Genomic DNA, 18,069 nt, shown 5'->3' on the forward strand with positions numbered 1-18,069 from the left:
GGACCTCCGTTATTCCCGTTTCACGTCGAGCGAAAGATTCAGCAGCAGCACGTTGACGCGCGGCTGCCCGAAAAGGCCGAGCTGCCGCCCTTCCGTATTCGCATCGATCTTCGCCTGCACCGCCTCGCGGGTCAAGCCGCGCGCCGCGGCGACCCGGGCGGCCTGGAACCGCGCATTGTCGACGCCGATGTGCGGGTCGAGGCCGCTCGCCGAGGACGTCACCGCGTCGGCGGGCACGGGAATCGCGTTGTCCAACCCGTTTTCCCTCCGGTAGTCGGCGACCCTTCGGCGGACGTCGGCAATCAGTTTCTTCGAGAGCGGCCCGAGGTTCGTGCCGCCGGATTCCGAAGCATCGTAACCCGCCCCGGCAGCCGACGGGCGCGGGTGGAAATATCCCGGCCCTGAAAACGACTGCCCGATCAACGACGACCCGACCACGTTTCCACCGTTCCGGAGGAGCGATCCCGCGGCCTGGTTGGGAAACAGGCCACGCCCGATGCCGGAGACCGCCAGCGGGTAGACGCCGCAACACAGCAGCGCGATCAGGAGCGTCGACAACAACGAAGCGCGGATTTCCGCCACGAGCGATTTCATGTTATTCCCCCCCCCTTGTCATGGCGTCCTAGGCCAGGTTCAGCGCCGTCAGCGCCACGTCGATAACCTTGATGCCCGGGAATGGCAGCAGCACCCCGCCCAGCCCGTAGATCAGCAGGTTCCGCCGAAGCATCGCGACGGCGCTCAGGGGACGGAACTTGACGCCCCGCAGGGCCAGCGGGATCAACGCGATGATGATGAGCGCATTGAAGACGACGGCGCTCAGGATGGCGCTCTGGGGGGAGTGGAGCCCCATGATGTTCATCGGCGCGAACACCGGAAAAACGCCGACCAGCATGGCCGGAAGGATCGCGAAGTATTTCGCGACGTCGTTGGCGATGGAAAACGTCGTCAGCGCACCGCGGGTGATCAGCATCTGCTTCCCGATCTCGACGACCTCGATGAGCTTGGTGGGGTTGGAGTCGAGGTCGACCATGTTTCCCGCTTCCTTGGCGGCCTGCGTCCCGGTGTTCATCGCCATGCCCACGTCTGCCTGCGCCAGCGCCGGCGCGTCGTTGGTGCCGTCGCCGGTCATGGCGACCAGGAACCCCGCCGCCTGCTCCTCCCGGATGCGCGCCAGCTTGTCCGTAGGAGTCGCCTCGGCCATGAAGTCGTCCACGCCCGCCTCGCGCGCGATCGCGGCGGCGGTCAGCGGGTTGTCGCCGGTGATCATGACGGTCCGGATCCCCATGGCGCGGAACCGCTCGAACCGGTCCTTCAGGCCCCCCTTGACGATGTCCTTCAGGTAGACGACCCCCAGCACCCGCCCGCCATCGGCCACGGCCAGCGGCGTTCCGCCGTTGAACGAAACGCGCGTCACGGCGTCGTCGACTTCTGGCGGGAACGCGCCTCCGACGAACCGTTTCACGGAATCGGCCGCCCCCTTCCGGATCTTCCGGCCGTCGACGTCCACCCCGCTCATCCGGGTCTGCGCCGTGAACGCAATGAAATGCGCGTTCGGCAGGTCGGCCAGCGAACGCCCTCGCAGGCCGAACTGCTTGGCCAGCACGACGATGCTGCGCCCCTCGGGCGTCTCGTCGGCCAGCGAGGCGAGCTGGGCGGCGTCCGCGAGCTGGGCCGCCGTCACCCCCGCGGCCGGAATGAATTCGGCCGCCTGCCGATTGCCGAGCGTGATGGTGCCCGTCTTGTCGAGCAGAAGCACGGTCACGTCGCCCGCCGCCTCGACGGCTCTCCCGCTCATGGCGAGGACGTTCTTCTGGACCATCCGGTCGATCCCCGCGATGCCGATGGCGGAAAGCAGGCCGCCGATCGTGGTGGGGATAAGGCACACCAGCAGCGCGGCCAGTACCGTCACGGAAAGTGGCACGTGGGCATAGAGCCCGTAGAACTTGAGGGTGAGGACGACGACGAGGAAGATGATCGTCAACGCGGAAAGCAGGATGGTCAGCGCGATCTCGTTCGGCGTCTTCTGACGCGAGGCCCCTTCCACCAGCGTGATCATCCGGTCGAGGAAGCTTTCTCCCGGATTCGCCGTCACGCGGACGACAATCCGGTCGGAAAGGACACGCGTCCCCCCGGTGACCGCGCTCCGGTCGCCGCCCGCCTCCCGGATGACGGGCGCGGATTCGCCCGTGATGGCGGATTCGTCCACCGAGGCGATCCCCTCGACGATTTCCCCGTCACCCGGGATGACCTCCCCGGCCGCAACCACCACCCGGTCGTCCTTCCTCAGCACCTCGGCGGGGACCGGCAACAGCGAACCGTCGGGGAGCAGCTTGCCGGCGATCGTGCGGGTTCGCGTCTTGCGGAGGGCGTCAGCCTGCGCCTTGCCGCGCCCCTCCGCCATCGCCTCGGCGAAGTTGGCAAAGAGCACCGTGAACCAGAGCCAGAGCGTGACCTGGAACCCGAAGACGGCCGGCTCTCCGGGCGGGCGGAAGAACAGGCCGAGCGTCGTGACCGCGGCGCCGACCTCGGTGACGAACATGACGGGATTGTTCAGCATCGTGCGGGGATGGAGCTTCCGGAACGAGGCGGCGGCGGCTTCCCGGATGATCGCGCGATCGAAAAGTGAATGAGTCCTGGCGGCCATGGAAATGCGCTCCTGTCAGAACAACGTGGTGGAACGGACCATCAGGAAATGCTCGACGATGGGGCCCAGCGAGAGAGCGGGAAAGAAGCTGAGCGCCCCCACGATCAGCACGGTGCCGACCAGCAGGATGACGAACATGACGCCCGTGACCGGGAAACTGCCGCCGCTTTCGGGCACCAGCTTCTTGCATCCCAGGCTGCCGGCCAGCGCCAGGACGGGCACGATGAAGAAGAAGCGGCCGAGCATCATCGAGATGGCCAGCGTCGTGTCGTACCAGGGGGTGTTGGCCGAAAGACCCGCGAAGGCGCTGCCGTTGTTGCCCGTGGTGGAGGAGTAGGCGTACAGGATCTCGCTGAAGCCGTGCGGCCCGACGTTGTTAAGCCCCGCGATCCCCCACTTGCTGCTCACTGCCCAGGCCGTGAAGCAGAGGATGTCGAAGATCAGCACCAGGATCGCGATGACACAGACCTTTACGTCGTACGCCTCGATCTTCTTGCCCAGGTACTCCGGCGTTCGCCCGACCATGAGCCCCGCGAGGAAGACGGTCAGGACGACGAAGACCAGCATCCCGTAGAGCCCTGCGCCCACTCCTCCGAAGACCACCTCGCCCAGATGCATGTTGAGCAGCGGGACGAGCCCGCCGATCGGGGTGAACGAATCGTGCATCGCGTTGACCGCCCCGCAGGAAGCGTCGGTCGTCACGGTGGCGAACAAGGCGCTGTCGAAGATCCCGAAGCGGACCTCCTTTCCTTCCATGTTGCCGTCGAGGGAACTGACTCCGAGTGCGTGCAATCGCGGGTTGCCGTAGCTTTCGGCTCCCCAGCACACGAGCAGCCCCGCCAGGAACAGGATGGCCATCGCGCCCCAGATCGCCCAGCCGTGACGCTGGTGCTTCACCATCCGGCCCAGGTAGTAAGTGAGCCCGCCGGGGATGAGGAAGATCGACAGGATCTGGACAAAGTTGGAGAGCGGCGTCGGATTTTCGTAAGGGTGCGCCGCATTCGCGTTGGTGTACCCGCCGCCGTTGGTCCCCAGCATCTTGATCGCCACCTGCGACGCCATCGGCCCCTGGACGATGGTCTGGACGGCGCCGTTGTCGAGCGTGTGCGCCGTGGCATAGGGCTTGAAGTTCTGGATCATCCCCTGGGACATGAGGAATACGGCGAACACGAGCGACAGCGGAAGCAGCATGTAGAGGTGGATTCGCACGAGATCGACCCAGAAGTTGCCGATCGTCTTCGCGCTGTTCCGCGAGATCCCGCGGACCAGGGCGGCCGCGACGGCGATTCCGGATGCGGCGGATGTGAAGTTGTGGAGGGCGAGCGCAAGCATCTGGGAGAGGTACGACATCGTGGACTCCCCGCCGTAGCTCTGCCAGTTAGTGTTGGTGATGAAGCTGATCGCCGTGTTGAACGAGAGGTGGTCGGCGACCGGTCCAAGCCCTTGCGGATTGAGCGGGAGACGGTGCTGGACCCGAAGCACGAGGTAGGAAAACAGCCCCCCGACCAGGCTGAACAGGAGGAGGGAGAAGGCGTACCGCTTCCAGCCCTGCTCGATTTCGGGATCGACGCCCATCGCGCGGTAGAAACCCTTCTCGACCGGACGGAGCACGGGATCGAGGAAGGTCCTTGCCCGCGGATCGAGCACCTTGCACAGCCAGCTTCCCATCGGCCTAGTGAGCGCCAGGAGCAGGGCAAGGAAAAGTGCGAGTTCGATCCAGCCGTACGTATCCATCGCGTCTCCCCTAGAATTTTTCCGGACGGATGACCGAAACGAACAGGTACGCGATCAGGCCGACTGCGACGATCCCGACGAAAATCTCCATGGTTGCTCTACATCCTTTCCAGCGCCGCCCCGAAGCAGGCGCAAACGAGGAACAGGACGATCTGAGCGACGATATAGGCGATGTCGGTCATGACGCGTGATCCTCCCGGGGGACGTGATCCGCCCTGTTGAGTGTGATGACGAAGGTACTGCCTTCCCCCTCGCGGCTTTCTGCTTCGACGGTCCCGCCGTGCGCCTCGACGATCTCCTTCACGATCGAGAGCCCGAGCCCGATCCCGGTTTCGGCCCCCTGCCCGGGCACGCGGAAAAACGGCTCGAACAGGTGGGGCAGGTATTGGGCGGGGATCCCGACGCCGGTGTCGGTCACGCGGAAGCGGACGTGCCCCTCGTCGGAAGCGGCCGTCAGGGTGACGCGGCCACCGGCCGGCGTATGCTTGAGCGCATTGGAGATGAGATTGTCGAAAACATTTGTGATGCGGGCCGGATCGACCCAGACGTTGGGAAGTTCCCCGGCCACGGCCACTTCGAATGTGAGACCGCTGTCGCGCGCCATGGCCCTGAACGGTTCGGCGACGGATGTCGCGAGCAGGGCGGGGGGAACCGGGCGAAAGGCCATCGCCGCCCTCCCGGATTCGATCCGGCTGATGTCGAGCAGGTCGTCGAGGATCGCGTTCAGCCGGTCGGCGTCGTCGCGCGCGGCCAGCAGCACCTCGACCTGCTTTTCTGCCAGGGCGCCGATCTTCTCGTCGAGTAGCAGGTGGACCGCCATCCGGATGGAGGTCAGCGGCGTCTTCAACTGATGGGAGACCGTGGAGATGACGCTCCGCTTGAGCTCGTCCTGCTCCCGCTGCCGCGTCACGTCTTCCAGCACCAGCATGACGCCGGCCGGAAGCTTGTCGGCATCGAGGATCGGGATCGCCCTCGGCAGCCAGAACCGCTCCTCGTTCCCGATGAATTGCTGCACCGGCGGTCCCGGAGATTGGGCCGGCCGTCCGGTCCGAAGCGCCTTCTCGACCACGGGGACCGCCCAGGCATGGGGAAGGTCCTGGAGATAGACCTCCGGACGGAGGCCGAAGCCGTCGCGGGCGGCGGCAGTCGCGACCTCGACGCGCCCGTCGGGATCGAGGACGGCAATCGCGTCGGGAAGGCTGTCGAATGCCTGCTGGACCGATCGCTGGATCCGCACCATCTTCGCCTGTCCGCTGCGACGGAACTCGCGAAGGGCGGCCGCCATTTCGTTGAAGGAATCCGAGAGCTGCCCGATCTCGTCCGCCGCACCGGCCTGGAGGACGAGGTCGAGATTTCCCTGGCGGATCTCGTTCGTCGACGCGATCATCGTGCGGATCGGGCGGAGGATCCACCGGCCGGTGCCGTACATGAAGAGCGCGGTCACCATCAACACGACGGCCAACAGCACGACCGTCTGGCGCTTTGCCGACGCGGCGCGGGTCCGGGCGTCACGATCCATCGACACCATGCTTTCCTGATTCATCTGCTGGATCGCATCGGCCGTGCCGTTGATCTCGCCGGAAAGCGGCATCAGTTCGGAGAAGTAGATCTTCTTCCGCGCTTCCGGCGTCAGGCCCGAGTCGCCGACCGATCCGATCGCGGCGCCGTATCGCCCGAACAGAACGCGCAGCCGATCGGCCTTCTCCCCTTCGCCCGTTATCGTGATGTTGTGGATTTCGGTATCAAGCGCCTTCCCGAATCTCGGAAGATTGCCCGAGATCTGCTCCTTGCCCCGATTTTCGTCGCCGAGGAGCGAGAAGGCGGCGCCGCGGTCCATCTGCGCGAGCGCGTCCTTCATTTCCTGGCAGGCGAGCACGCTCCGGTAGTTCTCGCGGAGGATCACGTCGATCGACCGGCCCAGTTCCGTGACGCGCGATATGCTGTGATAACCGAGAATTGCGATGATCAGCAGCAATCCGCCGAATCCGAGCAGCAGCTTCTGACGAAGGGTCAAGGGGCGCTCCTTCTTCCGCGCTTCATATTCCATCCCCCAACGAGATCCCCGTCAATCGGAGATCTCCACGATCAGCGACTCGAGGTTCCCATCCTGCGTCCTTTTGATGATCGAAACACGCTTGCCGTCGGCGGCCCACGTCATGGTCCGGGTGATCCGGGAGGCGCCGGAGAACCGGTCTTCCGACGGAGCGCCGTACCTTGTCTTCAGCTCGGTCGCCAACTGTTCGAATCCCAGGTCCGATTGCGACTCGATCGTGCGCGGGCCGATGCCGCCCCGCGCCTCGGCGGTTGCCTTCCAGAACCGGTCGTTCCGGAACCAGTAATTCACCTGGTCGAAGGGGATGCCGAACAGTTCAGGCTTCTCCTTTTCCCGTACGAGGAGGCGCGATGGGAACGCTTCGCCTTCCGGCAGCACGAAGCGGACGAACGCGAGGTCCGGGTGGATCGCCTTCGCCTCGGCTTCCGACGCCCCCCAGGGGATCCCACGGAAGCCGTCGCGAAGCGTAGGCTTCGCCGATATCGTCTCGGAGGCCGACGCCGGAAAGACCGACGCTCCGATCAGGAGGATCGCAACGAAAAACCAGGGTGCGGAGATGGAACAGAACCTTTTCATGATCGCCTCCCGACGCCGGTTTTCGGCCGTCTTACTGCCGGGGTTAAGCGCAAGGCACGTGCCGAAACGGTGAAGTTGCAACATGGCGATATTACGCTTGATTCATCCAGTTGGATTCGCAGGGGGGTTACGGGATGCAAGGTCTCAGCCGCAGCGGGATTGGAACCCGCAAGGGGGACCGTGCAAAAAAGGCCGGCTAGATGCCGTACTGCTTTCGCCGGCGCCAAAGGGTGGCCTGGTCGATCCCCAGCATTTCGGCGGCCTCCTGGAGCGACTTCGCCGTGGCGAGAATCCGGCGGATATGTTCCTCCTCGACCTGCTCGAGACTGAATCGCCCCCCGACCCGGGGAGGCGGCTCCCCGCCCTCGAGCCGGTCCGGAAGCGCCTCGACGCCGACCCGGTCGGCCGTACAAAGGATGGACGCCCGCTCGATGACGTTCCGGAGCTCTCTCAGGTTCCCGGGCCAGCTGTGGATGGAAAGACGTCCGGCCGCCTCGTCCGTGAAGCCGAGGAAGCGGCGATGATGGAGGCGCCCGTAATACGCCAGCAGCCGGTCGGCGATCGCCGGGATATCCTCCGGCCGCTCCCGCAAAGGCGGCAGGTCGATCCGGATGACGTCGAGCCGATAGAGCAGATCCTCCCGGAATCGCCCTTCGCGCACGGCCGCGTCGAGGTCGATGTGGGTCGCGGCGACGATCCGGACGTCGGCGCGGCGCGTGACCGGGTCGCCGACCCGCTCGTATTCCCCGTCCTGCAACACGCGGAGCAGCTTCGGCTGGAGGGAGAGCGGCAGGTCGCCGATCTCGTCGAGGAAGAGCGTTCCTCCCTCGCATGCCGCAAAGCGGCCGGGGGCGTCGCGCAACGCCCCCGTGAAGGCGCCGCGGATATGACCGAAAAGCTCGCTCTCGAGCAGCTCGGGGGACAGCGTCGGACAGGAGACGATCCCGAGCGGCTTCTTCGCCCGCCGGCTCCAGCCGTGGATTGCGCGCGCCAGGACGGTTTTGCCCGTCCCGCTCTCCCCCCGAAGCAGGATCGCCACATCGGTTCCCGCCACCTGCCGGGCCGTCTCGATGGCCCTCCTCATCGCGGGACTGGCGCTCTCGAAGTCGGCATCCGGCGCCGCGCGCCTCAAATCCTCGCTCAGGGAGGCGATCTTGTTCTCGAGCGCCCGCACCTCGGCGACCTTGCGCACCGCGATCCGGATCTGCGCCGGGGTGAACGGCTTCGGAAGGTAGTCGGTCGCACCGCGCCGAATCGCTTCGACCGCGCTGTCGATCGAGGCGTAGGCGGTGATGACGACGATCTTGAGCCATGGGGAGACAGCCAGGAGCGCGGGGATCAGATCGAGGCCGTCGGCGGCGCCGAGACGCAGGTCGACGAATGCCATATCGAACGACCGGGAGCCGTTCTCGGAGACGGCATCCTGGAAGTTGCTGACCGCGATGACCCGATGCCCGTCGGCCTCGAGGCAGATCGCCAGCGTCTTCCGGATGTTCGCTTCGTCGTCGACGACGAGAACGGAAAGCGGCGGTACTCCTTCGACTGTCTCGGTCAAATTGCCCCTCCTCATGCCTTACAACGCAATCTTACCCCGCGAAACGTCTTCCTGCCATCCGCCCGCCGGGGTCTTATGCATCCATCCGGATCGGCAGGATCACCGTCGGGATGTTGTACCAGTGCAACCGCCGCTGGATGGCGAATGCGGTCTCGTTGTGCAGGATACGGTGATAGAACTTCTCCAGACGGAAGGTGAGCTGGCCCGTGAAGAACATCGACTGCGGGAACGCCTTCGCCACCTCCTGGCAAAGTTGCGTCGCCGCGGAGACTACCTCGGTGCCGATCGTCATCCGCCCCTCGGCCGCGAATCCGAGCCGCTGCGCCAGCTTGACGTACAGGTCGAGCGAGGTCTGCACCGAATCCTTCAACGCCTCGATCTCCGCCGCGCCCTTGAAGCTGCCCGAGTCGACGACGGCCACCGAGAGGAAGACGAAATTCTTGTAGAACCGTTTGTAGTTGCGGACGATCGACAGCACCGTGTGGATTCCGAAGCCGTTGTATTGGTTGACGAGGATCACCGCCGTCATCTCCCGGCGATCCGTCGCCGCCTCGTTCGCGTGCTCGGACAGCGGCAGGTTCGTCAGCATCTCGTCGAGATGCTTCATCTCTTCCCGGACCGCGCCGTAATGCCCCCGGATCCAGTAGCACAGCCCGATCACGCACGACGTGATGACGAGGGTGATCCAGCCGCCCTCCCGGAACTTCTCGATCGTGGTGATGACGAGGATCGTGAGGCAAAGCGTCAACCCGGTCGCGTGGACGGCAAGATGCTGCTTCCACTCCTTCTCGGTCTTCCGGTGCGTGATGAAGAAACGCGCCATGCCGAACTCGGATAGGGAGAAGGTGAGGAACACGTTGATCGAGTACATGACGATCAGGGCGGAGATCGATCCCTTCGTGTAGAAGAGCAGCGCCATCGCGGAAAGCCCCATCAGCACCACGCCGTTCTGCATGGTCAGCCGCTCGGAGAGCGCCGAGAAGCGGTGCGGCAGCCACGAATCGACCGCCATGTTCGCCATGACGCGCGGCCCGTCGATGAATCCCGCCTGCGCGGCCAAAAGCAGCAGCGCCCCTTCCGAGAAGATCGTGACCAGCGCCAGGGCGGGTCCGAACGACCAGTGCCCGTAGAGCATGTCGGCGAGCACGGCGTTGAGCGTCCTGCCTTCTTCCGGCTTCGCGCCCACCAGGATGTAGCAGAAGAACAGGCCGCCTGCGGTGATCGCGAGCGAGGTGGCCATGTAGACCATCGTCCGCTTGCCGGTCTTCACGTGCGGCTCGCGCATGATCTGGAGGCCGTTGGAAACCGCCTCGATGCCCGTGTACGTTCCGCCGCCCAGCGAGTAGGCGTGCAGCACCATGAGCACCATGGCGATCCCGCCGATGGAGGAGATGTCGCGTGCGAAGTTGAACTGGAACGCCTGCACGGCCGGTGCGACGTGGTGCAGGTTGCCGAAGATGCCGTACCCCAGCAGGAACAGGTGGGTGAAGAAGAAGACCATGAAGATCGGCGCCATGATCGTGATCGATTCCTTGACGCCCCGGATGTTGAGGACGATGAGGAGGAGGATCAGCATCGCGCTGAACGGCACCTTGTACACCTGGTAATGGATCGGCAGGAAGCTGAACAGCGCGTCGGCGCAGGCGACGATCGAGACCGTGATCGTCAGGATGTAGTCGACGAGCAGCGCGCTGCCGGAGACGACGCCCGCCTTGTCCCCCAGCATGTGCGTCGCGACGATGTACCCGCCGCCCCCGTACGGGAAGTGCTCGATAATCCGCGAATAGGCGTAGGAGATGATGAAGACGGTCAGCGCCGTCGCCAGCCCCAGAAGGAGCGCGAGATAAGTGTGGCCGCCCAGCGCCCGGAACGCTTCCTCGGGGCCGTAGGCGGAGGATGACAGGCCGTCGGCGCCCAGCCCGATCCACGCCAGCAGCGGAACGAGCGACAATTTGTGGAAGATCGACGGATCATCGACCTTCTTCGGAGCCCCGAACAGGGTACGGCGCAGACGTCCGCCAAGCGTCGATATTTCGGGCGGACCGGAATCGGTCATTACATCCTCTTTTCGTCTGTCGGAAATCGCCGAACGCGTTCCGAACCGAAAAGAGGGCAAGGAGCGTGCCTTGGTGCATCAACGCCAACCTTGCGGAATCATGACCGTTTTTAGCTGATGTCCGGAGGCAACATTGCAGGATGCATAACCTGGCAGCGGAAGCATTGCGATATGCAACGGGAAGACCCGCCGTTATTGCGGGCCGATCGGCCTCGATAGCACGCATTAATCGGCAAAACACACGAAAGCATGACTGTCGGAGTCTTCAGCTTCGACTTGGTGTTATGTTTCCTTAAATATATAGGCCTTATAATGAACTAGGCAATTCATATCCTTTTGTCTTTAATTCTTTTTTAATACTATTCGCAACTTCTTTCCCCCATGCCATACCGATAGCCATACTTTCTTTCATTATTACGCTTTGGTTTTCAATGTATTTTTTACCGATCGGTGATTTATAAAATGATATTATCCCTCTAATATCTTCGCTATTAAAATGTTTCGCATATATAGGAATTACAAGTTCCATTAAATCGCTTGCGCGCAGCCTTTCCCTTGTTTTCTGCCATACTTCGGTTGGAACATTTGGAATTAACCTTTCATATGCGGTAAATATTTGATCCAACATCTGGTCACCAAGTTTTGTTGCATTCGTAACCGCCAGTAATTCCCGAATATCATTATTTAGCGTCTCATCTCTATATGTTCCTTGTTCTGCCAATGACGGAGAAGCAACCAGCACAAGAATGACAACAAGTATCGGTCTCCAACATCGCATTTTTATCTCCTTTTGATTCCATATTATCAGGATCATATAAAGACGGCATTAAGCTGATTCCGAATGCGTAGGCGCCTTCCTTCCATAATTAACCGACTTTCTTAATTTCCTCTTTAACCAGTCTCCTAACTATTTCTTCCAGCGTTTCCCCCTGCTGCTTAATATATTCTCTTAAAGCGAAATTAATTAGGGTCTGATAATTCCCCCCGCCTTTCGATTCAACTGCATTTTTAAACCATGCCAATACATCATCATCAAATCGAATTGTAATCCGGGTTTTCCCAGTCGGTAACGGGTCTAATGCTCCCCTTTTCCCATTAGAAAAATCATATTCTTTTCTCATGACCTCACCTCGAAATATGTCTGGGTTTCATTTGGGAGCGCGGATCTCGCCGATATAATTCTTATTCGGTCTTCTCTCCATGTGTAAATCACGACTAATATCCTTCCCATTGCATCCATACCCATCGTCATAAATCTTTCTTCATCAGGTTCCGGGTCTTCGATCGTCAAGGCGCGGTCATCACCAAAAACAGTGACCGCGTCAGCAAACATAACGCCATGCTTTTTAAAATTTCCAATCGCTTTTTTCGGATCCCACTCGTATTCCATATTTACCATCGTATGCATATTCGTGCACCGTGTCAATTCGATTTTTATATCAGGGGTTGCCCTGGGTTTTCGGCACGAAGTGCGCCTAACGCCAACTGCGGGCCGAAGGCATGCTTTTGCCAGCGAAAGACATAAAAGCATGACTAAAGGAGCCGTCAGCTTCAACTTGTTGTTAGGTGGCCATGAATATTGATTTATCTTTCTTAACCGCTATTAAGTCCCCATATTTTATGCTTCTCATAATTCTTTTCTTATATGGCATGTACACACTTATTGATTGCCCGTCAATATGTTCAAGATCTATCTGTACAGCATCACTTTTCTCATTATTTCCTGGCAATGCGATACGAACATCAAAACAGATTCCTACCGCTATTACTTCATCTTTTTTAACCGCATTGATTAATCCATTTTTAATAATATCTATAAGTTCATTGCTTTCTGGATGGTCATTCTCAGTTTTGCCACTAACTATCGCTATTTCTTCCTTCTTATCCATTGAAGCTCCAAACGGATAATACTCGCCATTTTTATCCAGCATTTTTTGAGCAAACGTCAAGAGTGTATCCATCAGTTTGTCTGAATTCTTTCGACTCATTAACTGGCTCCTATTTATTTTCTTCGTGGTCCACCTAACGCCAGCGTTAAGCTGCAGTGCCGAAGGCACGTATTTACCGACGAGAATAATAAATGCGTGCCTGAAGGAGCTGTCAGCTTCAACGCTTTGTTAGGTGTCATTAATAATCTATAAAATCAGGGAAATAATATCTTTCTATTTTCCATCTGCCATTATCGTATGCTATGGACACTTTATCAAATTCCCTACCCCTATTATCAATCTTTGCTTCCTTTATAATATAGGCATTAATTATAATAATAGAGCCTTCATTTATATCATTTCTCATAAATGTCCATGATGTTTCCTTTATTTCAAACCCAGGTTTAAATTTATTATATTCTTCAATAAATTGGTTATTGTGCTTATTGAATATTTTCAGGAATGGAGAGGTTGGTAATATATTGGCCCTGATTGCCTGAATATTATTATCGGTACATGCTTTTTCAAATTCACGAATTGGACCTTTTGCAATCCAAGGCGGTATCCAAAACCACACGATTAGCAATGCCAATGACATTGATAAGATTAGGCCTAATATAGTTTTTATAATTTTCTTCATTCACTCCCCAATGTACACCTAGCATTGTTTAGACTGCAGGACAGATATCAGGGCAAATGCTACAACCGGTTTTATTTCCTGTTATCCCGGAAGGCATCCGCACCATCATGGATAATGTCTGGATAGAAACGGGAAGGCACCGCATCTCCCAATAATGAAATGGACGGCAATTTCGCGGAAAATGCTACTCCCTCCGCCATCCTTTCGCAAATTTATATATTGAACTCATGACCGGGAAGACGCGCAAACGAAACGGGCGACCCGAAAAAACCGGATCGCCCGTTGTTGGTGCAGTAGGGGAGCGGATACGTAAACTAGCCGATCCTTGCCAAGGATTCCCCCGGAGACGCTAGTACGCCGACGGATCGCCGGTGACCTGATCGACCGTCACGCGGGCGCGGAAGATCCGGTAGACCCAGATCTTGTAGGCGATGACGATGGGCACGAAGATGAAGGCCACGGCCGTCATGATCGCCAGCGTGTACTGCGATGACGACGAGTTGTAGATCGTGAGCGAGGCCGCCGGATCGAGCGACGACGGGATCAGGTTGGGGAACAGCCCGATCACGCCCGTGCCGACGACCAGGAGGATCAGCGCGCACGAGGCAAAGAAGGCGTGAAACGGCTTGCCCTGCTCCGAGAAGACGCGGATGCCGACCAGCGCGGCGACCGCCAGCACGGGGGCGACGAAGAGCGCCGGGGTGTTGAGATAGTTGCCGAGCAGCTTCGTTGCGAACGGCGTATAGGCGAGGAAGCCCACCGCGACGACAAGCACGACCGGCCAGAGGGCGTTCGCCGTCTTCGCCGCGCGTACGGACATCACCCCGGCCGTCTTGACCGACAGGTAGAGCGCGCCGTGCTGGAGGAACAGGGCGACGAAGAGGACGCCCGTCAGCAGCGCGTAGGGGTTCAGCAGCCCGAAGAAGGAACCCTGATACCCTTCCGCAGTCATCGGAAGCCCCTCGAAAATATTGCCGAACGCGACGCCGAACAGCAGCGCGGGCAGGAAGCCCGTGACCTGGATGGCCCGGTCCCAGCCCGCCTTCCACCCCGCGCCGTCGAGCTTGCCGCGGAACTCGAAGGCGACGCCGCGGACGATCAGCGAGAAGAGCAGAAGCAGCAGCGCCGTGTAGAGGTAGCTGAACATCAGCGCGTAGGTCGTCGGGAACGCCGCGAACGTCGCGCCTCCGGCCGTGATCAGCCACACTTCGTTGCCGTCCCAGATGGGCCCCAGCGTGTTGATGACGACACGACGCTCGGCGTCGGTCTTGCCCACGACCGCTTGAAGCATGCCGGCGCCCAGCACGAAACCGTCGAGCATGAAGTAGACGGCCCACAGCACCGCCCAGAGAACGAACCAAGTGACCTGAAGCTCCATGATGGTATCCCTCCCGATCCGTCTCGATTTTTAGTGGGTGCCCTGGTCGTCGACCGGCCCGAGCCGCGCGTACTTCGCCAGCAGGTAGATGTCGATCACGCCCAGGAAGCCGTAGAGCAGCGTGAAGCCGACAAGCGACCCGAGCACCTGCGTCGTGGAGATCGCCTTCGACACCCCGTCGGCCGTCTTGAGCACGCCGTAGACGATCCAGGGCTGGCGGCCCATCTCGGCGACGATCCAGCCGAGCTGGTTGGCGATGTACGGCACCGGGATGGTGAACACCATCACCTTGAGGAAGAACGGGTACTTCTCGAGGACCCCCGTCTTCCGGGAGAGGACGAAGCCGATCAACGCCATCAGGATGAGATAGCTGCCGATCCCCGCCATGGTCCGGAAGCTGACAAACACGGGCATCACCGGCGGGCGCTCATCCCGCGGGATGCTCTTGAGCCCGCGAACCTCGCCGTCGAACTCGTGCGTCGCCAGGAAACTGAGCATGTGGGGAATCGCGATCGTCTCGTAATGATTGTGACCCCCTTCCTCGTCGGGGAGCATGAAGAGGTGGATGGGCGCGCCTTTCTGCGTCTCCCACACCGATTCCATCGCCGCGAATTTGGCGGGCTGCGTCTTGACGACTTCAAGCGCCGACTGGTCGCCGACGAATGCCACCAGCAGCGTGGCGACGAGGCCGAACGTGGCCGCGATCCGGAAGGAAGACCGGAAGAACTTCGGGTTGTCATGCTTGTGCAACAGGTGATAGGCGGAAACGCCCATCACGAAAAAGGCGCCCACCGTGTAGGCCGAGGTGATCTGGTGGGCGAACTTGAGCAGCCCGTAGGTATTGGTGAGGACCGCGGGGAAATCGACCATCTCGGCGCGGCCGTTACGGAGCACGTAGCCGACCGGGTGCTGCATCCAGCCGTTGGCGAGGATGATGACGAGTCCCGAGACGTTGGTGGCGATCGCGACGATCCAGATCGACATCAGGTGGACCTTCTTGCTCACCTTGTCCCAGCCGAAGATCCAGACGCCGATGAAGACCGATTCGAGGAAGAAGGCGACGGTCGCTTCGATGGCCAGCGGCGCCCCGAAGATGTCGCCGACGTACTTGGAGTACTCGGCCCAGTTCATGCCGAACTGGAACTCCATCGTGATGCCGGTCACGACGCCGAGCGCGAAGTTGATGAGGAACAGCTTGCCCCAGAACTTCGCCATGCGCTTGTACTGCCCGTCGCCGGTGCGGACGTAGTGCGTCTCCATCCAGGCGACCAGGATGGAGATGCCCAGCGTCAGCGGAACAAAGATGAAGTGGAACATGCAAGTGACCGCGAACTGCAGCCTGCTCAGCGACAGGACATCCATCGAATCCCTCCTCTTCTTCGAGTGATCAATTGGTCCGGCTACGGACCATGCTTATCCTTTTTTGCCGGATTTTCCAGCGGGTCGGTCGTGCCCCCGCGCCAGCTCGGCGATCGTCACCCCGTCAAGGATTGAAATGACCTGCGCCTGCACGCGTTTCCAGACCGGGTGAACATTGCATCCGCCGTCGCGTTCGCAGGCCCCTCTTCCCGTCAGGCAGCGATTCGGCACGATGGGTCCCTCGACGGACTCGACGATCTCGCGGAGCGTGATCGACCCAGCCGGCCGCGCCAGCGTGAATCCACCTTTTGCACCGCGGAACGACCGGACGATGCCCTGCTTGACGAATGCCTGGAGGATCTTGGCCATGAAGGCGGCCGGCGCATCGGTGGCGGCGGCGAGATCGCTCATGAGAACCATCTCGCCCGGCGGCTGCTGCGCCAGGAATACGATTCCCCGGATCGCGTATTCCCCCTTGCGGGTAAGCTCCATCATTTCTTTCGGACCTTTAGGATCATATTTGTCCTGATTATAATTGATGCCGATCCGGCGTCAAGAAGATTTTCACTGTCGGGCGGTCGGGAAAACAAAAAAAACCGGGAGCCGCCCCTGGCAGCTCCCGGTCCTGGGTAAGGCTCGAACGATGGAACGGACGGTTACTTCAACTGGATCGACATCCGCTGTCCGCCGGTCCCGTCCGAAAACGTCGAGAGCAGCATCCCCTTCGAGGCATTCATCGTCCCGTGATACGTCTGGGTCACGGCCGAGCCCATCATGCCGCCGCCCATCCCCGTCATGCCGCTCATCGTGATCCCGCCGGACGCATTCATGACCAGCGTCGATGACGGCATGGAGGCCATCCCGCCGTGCCCGATCATCTGCGAGAAATTCATCTGCCCGCCGGTGCCGATCACGGAATGCCCGGTGGTCCAGTCCCTGGAGCCGACGTTCCCCGCGATGAGGCCGTTCATCATCCAGTCGCCCGCCATGTCGGACATGGTAAAGCTGCCGCCCGACTTCATGAGGATCCAGAGGTCGGACCCGCTCACCGCGTTGTTGGCCGTCGCGACGATCATCGACTTGTCCTTCGACATCGCGCCGTCGAACGAGGCGTCCCCCACCGCCGTCATGACGCCGTCGGCCCCCATTGAAAAAGTGAAGGAGGGCGCCGGGCTGCCGTTGCTGCTCGTGATGGCCGTGACGGTCGCCGACCCGCCCGCGATCGTCATCTGCCCGTATGCCCATCCGGAGACGAGGTTGTCGGTGCCGGCCGTCATGCGCTGGAACCGCCACGTCCCGTCGAGATCCGTCGTCGAGAAGACCCCGCCCCGCTTCTGCGACATCATCAGGTTGAAGCCGCCGGTATTGTCCGTGAACGTGGCGACCATCAGGCTCATGTCTTTCGACATCACCGCGTGGAACGTATTGTCCTGCGCCGAAAACACCATGCCCCCGGGGGTCATAGTGTACGGGATGCCGCCGACGGCCGGCATCGCGACGCCGTTTCGGACGATGCCCGTCATCGCGCCCATCCCCGCGTTGTCGACGGCGAGCGTCCCGTGCGTCCATCCCATCGTGCCGGATGCGGTGAGCATGTTGAAATGCCAGGTGCCGGCGAGGTTGTCCATGGAGAACATCGCGCCCGCCAGCGACGCGGGCATCATGCCGTTCGCGCCGCGGCCCATGACCCCGGGGCCGAGCATGGGGTTGTTGGTCGAGGCCGCGTTGCCCGTGGCGAGATCCGGGGCGATCGTGCCGAGGTCGATCGTCGGCCCGGCCGTGTTGTCCATCTCGAAGACGTTCGTCGATCCGACGTAGTAGGGATAGACCCTCGCGCCGCTGCCGGCGGATTCGTTTTCCATCAGGTAGAAGCGATAGCTCTTCCCGGTGGATATGGTCATGGAAAAGGTTTTCGGCGTTCCGGAAGCCGTCGCCCTGGCGACCTCGGTGTTGGTCGCATTGTCGACGGCGACGAAGACGGTCCCCGGGACGATCCCCTGGAGCGTCACCGTCCCCCCTGCGGCGGTTGTCGTCCCCCCGCCCCCGCCGCAGGCGGCCAATCCCGCCGCGAACGCGAGGACGAATATCGCAGACATGAATCCTTTCGCTCTTGCCATGGTCATCTCCTTGGTCAGTGTTAAATCGT

16 protein-coding genes are annotated in these 18,069 nt (G+C 60.8%); all 16 read right to left on the bottom strand.

Going from position 1 to position 18,069, the window contains the following annotated elements; all coding sequences use genetic code 11:
- Positions 1 to 9: 9 nt before the first annotated feature.
- The 16 genes from kdpC to VGK27_08375 all read right to left on the bottom strand — a co-directional run bounded on the left by kdpC (position 10) and on the right by VGK27_08375 (position 18,040).
- Complete coding sequence (kdpC, locus tag VGK27_08300; GenBank protein ID HEY3490104.1) at positions 10 to 594, bottom strand: K(+)-transporting ATPase subunit C; 585 nt, start codon at positions 592 to 594, stop codon at positions 10 to 12.
- Positions 595 to 622: 28 nt separating this feature from the next.
- A complete protein-coding gene (gene kdpB / locus VGK27_08305; protein HEY3490105.1) occupies positions 623 to 2,644 on the bottom strand; it encodes a potassium-transporting ATPase subunit KdpB in 2,022 nt (673 codons plus the stop codon).
- 15 nt (positions 2,645 to 2,659) lie between these two features.
- A complete protein-coding gene (gene kdpA / locus VGK27_08310) occupies positions 2,660 to 4,378 on the bottom strand; it encodes a potassium-transporting ATPase subunit KdpA (GenBank protein HEY3490106.1) in 1,719 nt (572 codons plus the stop codon).
- 178 nt (positions 4,379 to 4,556) lie between these two features.
- Positions 4,557 to 6,392 carry an ATP-binding protein gene (locus VGK27_08315; protein ID HEY3490107.1) on the bottom strand — a complete coding sequence of 612 codons (1,836 nt, stop codon included), beginning with the start codon at positions 6,390 to 6,392 and terminating at the stop codon, positions 4,557 to 4,559.
- 51 nt (positions 6,393 to 6,443) lie between these two features.
- Positions 6,444 to 7,007, bottom strand: coding sequence for a hypothetical protein (locus VGK27_08320; GenBank protein HEY3490108.1), 564 nt, complete (start codon positions 7,005 to 7,007; stop codon positions 6,444 to 6,446).
- Positions 7,008 to 7,203: 196 nt separating this feature from the next.
- Entirely contained in the window at positions 7,204 to 8,562 is a 1,359-nt protein-coding gene (locus tag VGK27_08325; protein ID HEY3490109.1) for a sigma-54 dependent transcriptional regulator, read from the bottom strand.
- Between the two features lie 73 nt (positions 8,563 to 8,635).
- Positions 8,636 to 10,618, bottom strand: coding sequence for an APC family permease (locus VGK27_08330; GenBank protein ID HEY3490110.1), 1,983 nt, complete (start codon positions 10,616 to 10,618; stop codon positions 8,636 to 8,638).
- Between the two features lie 307 nt (positions 10,619 to 10,925).
- On the bottom strand, positions 10,926 to 11,396 hold the full coding sequence (locus tag VGK27_08335; protein HEY3490111.1) for a DUF2059 domain-containing protein: 471 nt from the start codon (positions 11,394 to 11,396) through the stop codon (positions 10,926 to 10,928).
- 88 nt (positions 11,397 to 11,484) lie between these two features.
- Entirely contained in the window at positions 11,485 to 11,739 is a 255-nt protein-coding gene (locus VGK27_08340; protein HEY3490112.1) for a BrnA antitoxin family protein, read from the bottom strand.
- Positions 11,736 to 12,017, bottom strand: a complete 282-nt coding sequence (locus tag VGK27_08345; protein HEY3490113.1) for a BrnT family toxin — start codon at positions 12,015 to 12,017, stop codon at positions 11,736 to 11,738. The genes VGK27_08340 and VGK27_08345 overlap by 4 nt, the downstream gene beginning before the upstream one ends.
- Before the next feature lie 163 nt (positions 12,018 to 12,180).
- Positions 12,181 to 12,606, bottom strand: a complete 426-nt coding sequence (locus VGK27_08350; protein ID HEY3490114.1) for a hypothetical protein — start codon at positions 12,604 to 12,606, stop codon at positions 12,181 to 12,183.
- A gap of 139 nt (positions 12,607 to 12,745) precedes the next feature.
- Entirely contained in the window at positions 12,746 to 13,186 is a 441-nt protein-coding gene (locus VGK27_08355) for a hypothetical protein (GenBank protein ID HEY3490115.1), read from the bottom strand.
- 349 nt (positions 13,187 to 13,535) lie between these two features.
- Positions 13,536 to 14,564 carry a cytochrome d ubiquinol oxidase subunit II gene (gene cydB, locus VGK27_08360; GenBank protein HEY3490116.1) on the bottom strand — a complete coding sequence of 343 codons (1,029 nt, stop codon included), beginning with the start codon at positions 14,562 to 14,564 and terminating at the stop codon, positions 13,536 to 13,538.
- Positions 14,565 to 14,594: 30 nt separating this feature from the next.
- Complete coding sequence (locus VGK27_08365) at positions 14,595 to 15,926, bottom strand: cytochrome ubiquinol oxidase subunit I (GenBank protein ID HEY3490117.1); 1,332 nt, start codon at positions 15,924 to 15,926, stop codon at positions 14,595 to 14,597.
- A gap of 51 nt (positions 15,927 to 15,977) precedes the next feature.
- Positions 15,978 to 16,418: an Rrf2 family transcriptional regulator gene (locus VGK27_08370; GenBank protein ID HEY3490118.1), complete on the bottom strand. Its 441-nt coding sequence runs from the start codon at positions 16,416 to 16,418 to the stop codon at positions 15,978 to 15,980.
- A gap of 161 nt (positions 16,419 to 16,579) precedes the next feature.
- Positions 16,580 to 18,040 carry a hypothetical protein gene (locus VGK27_08375; protein HEY3490119.1) on the bottom strand — a complete coding sequence of 487 codons (1,461 nt, stop codon included), beginning with the start codon at positions 18,038 to 18,040 and terminating at the stop codon, positions 16,580 to 16,582.
- Between the last annotated feature and the right edge of the window lie 29 nt (positions 18,041 to 18,069).

Source organism: Candidatus Deferrimicrobiaceae bacterium, assembly GCA_036504035.1.
Taxonomy (GTDB): Bacteria; Desulfobacterota; Deferrimicrobia; order Deferrimicrobiales; family Deferrimicrobiaceae; genus JANXPS01.

What these genes read in the sequence shown, in the direction of transcription:
- kdpC (HEY3490104.1), bottom strand. Translation starts at nt 594, where the DNA reads ATGAAATCGCTCGTGGCGGAAATCCGCGCTTCGTTGTTGTCGACGCTC.
- kdpB (HEY3490105.1), bottom strand. Translation starts at nt 2,644, where the DNA reads ATGGCCGCCAGGACTCATTCACTTTTCGATCGCGCGATCATCCGGGAA.
- kdpA (HEY3490106.1), bottom strand. Translation starts at nt 4,378, where the DNA reads ATGGATACGTACGGCTGGATCGAACTCGCACTTTTCCTTGCCCTGCTC.
- VGK27_08320 (HEY3490108.1), bottom strand. Translation starts at nt 7,007, where the DNA reads ATGAAAAGGTTCTGTTCCATCTCCGCACCCTGGTTTTTCGTTGCGATC.
- VGK27_08330 (HEY3490110.1), bottom strand. Translation starts at nt 10,618, where the DNA reads ATGACCGATTCCGGTCCGCCCGAAATATCGACGCTTGGCGGACGTCTG.
- VGK27_08335 (HEY3490111.1), bottom strand. Translation starts at nt 11,396, where the DNA reads ATGCGATGTTGGAGACCGATACTTGTTGTCATTCTTGTGCTGGTTGCT.
- VGK27_08340 (HEY3490112.1), bottom strand. Translation starts at nt 11,739, where the DNA reads ATGAGAAAAGAATATGATTTTTCTAATGGGAAAAGGGGAGCATTAGAC.
- VGK27_08345 (HEY3490113.1), bottom strand. Translation starts at nt 12,017, where the DNA reads ATGGTAAATATGGAATACGAGTGGGATCCGAAAAAAGCGATTGGAAAT.
- VGK27_08350 (HEY3490114.1), bottom strand. Translation starts at nt 12,606, where the DNA reads ATGAGTCGAAAGAATTCAGACAAACTGATGGATACACTCTTGACGTTT.
- VGK27_08355 (HEY3490115.1), bottom strand. Translation starts at nt 13,186, where the DNA reads ATGAAGAAAATTATAAAAACTATATTAGGCCTAATCTTATCAATGTCA.
- cydB (HEY3490116.1), bottom strand. Translation starts at nt 14,564, where the DNA reads ATGGAGCTTCAGGTCACTTGGTTCGTTCTCTGGGCGGTGCTGTGGGCC.
- VGK27_08365 (HEY3490117.1), bottom strand. Translation starts at nt 15,926, where the DNA reads ATGGATGTCCTGTCGCTGAGCAGGCTGCAGTTCGCGGTCACTTGCATG.
- VGK27_08370 (HEY3490118.1), bottom strand. Translation starts at nt 16,418, where the DNA reads ATGATGGAGCTTACCCGCAAGGGGGAATACGCGATCCGGGGAATCGTA.
- VGK27_08375 (HEY3490119.1), bottom strand. Translation starts at nt 18,040, where the DNA reads ATGGCAAGAGCGAAAGGATTCATGTCTGCGATATTCGTCCTCGCGTTC.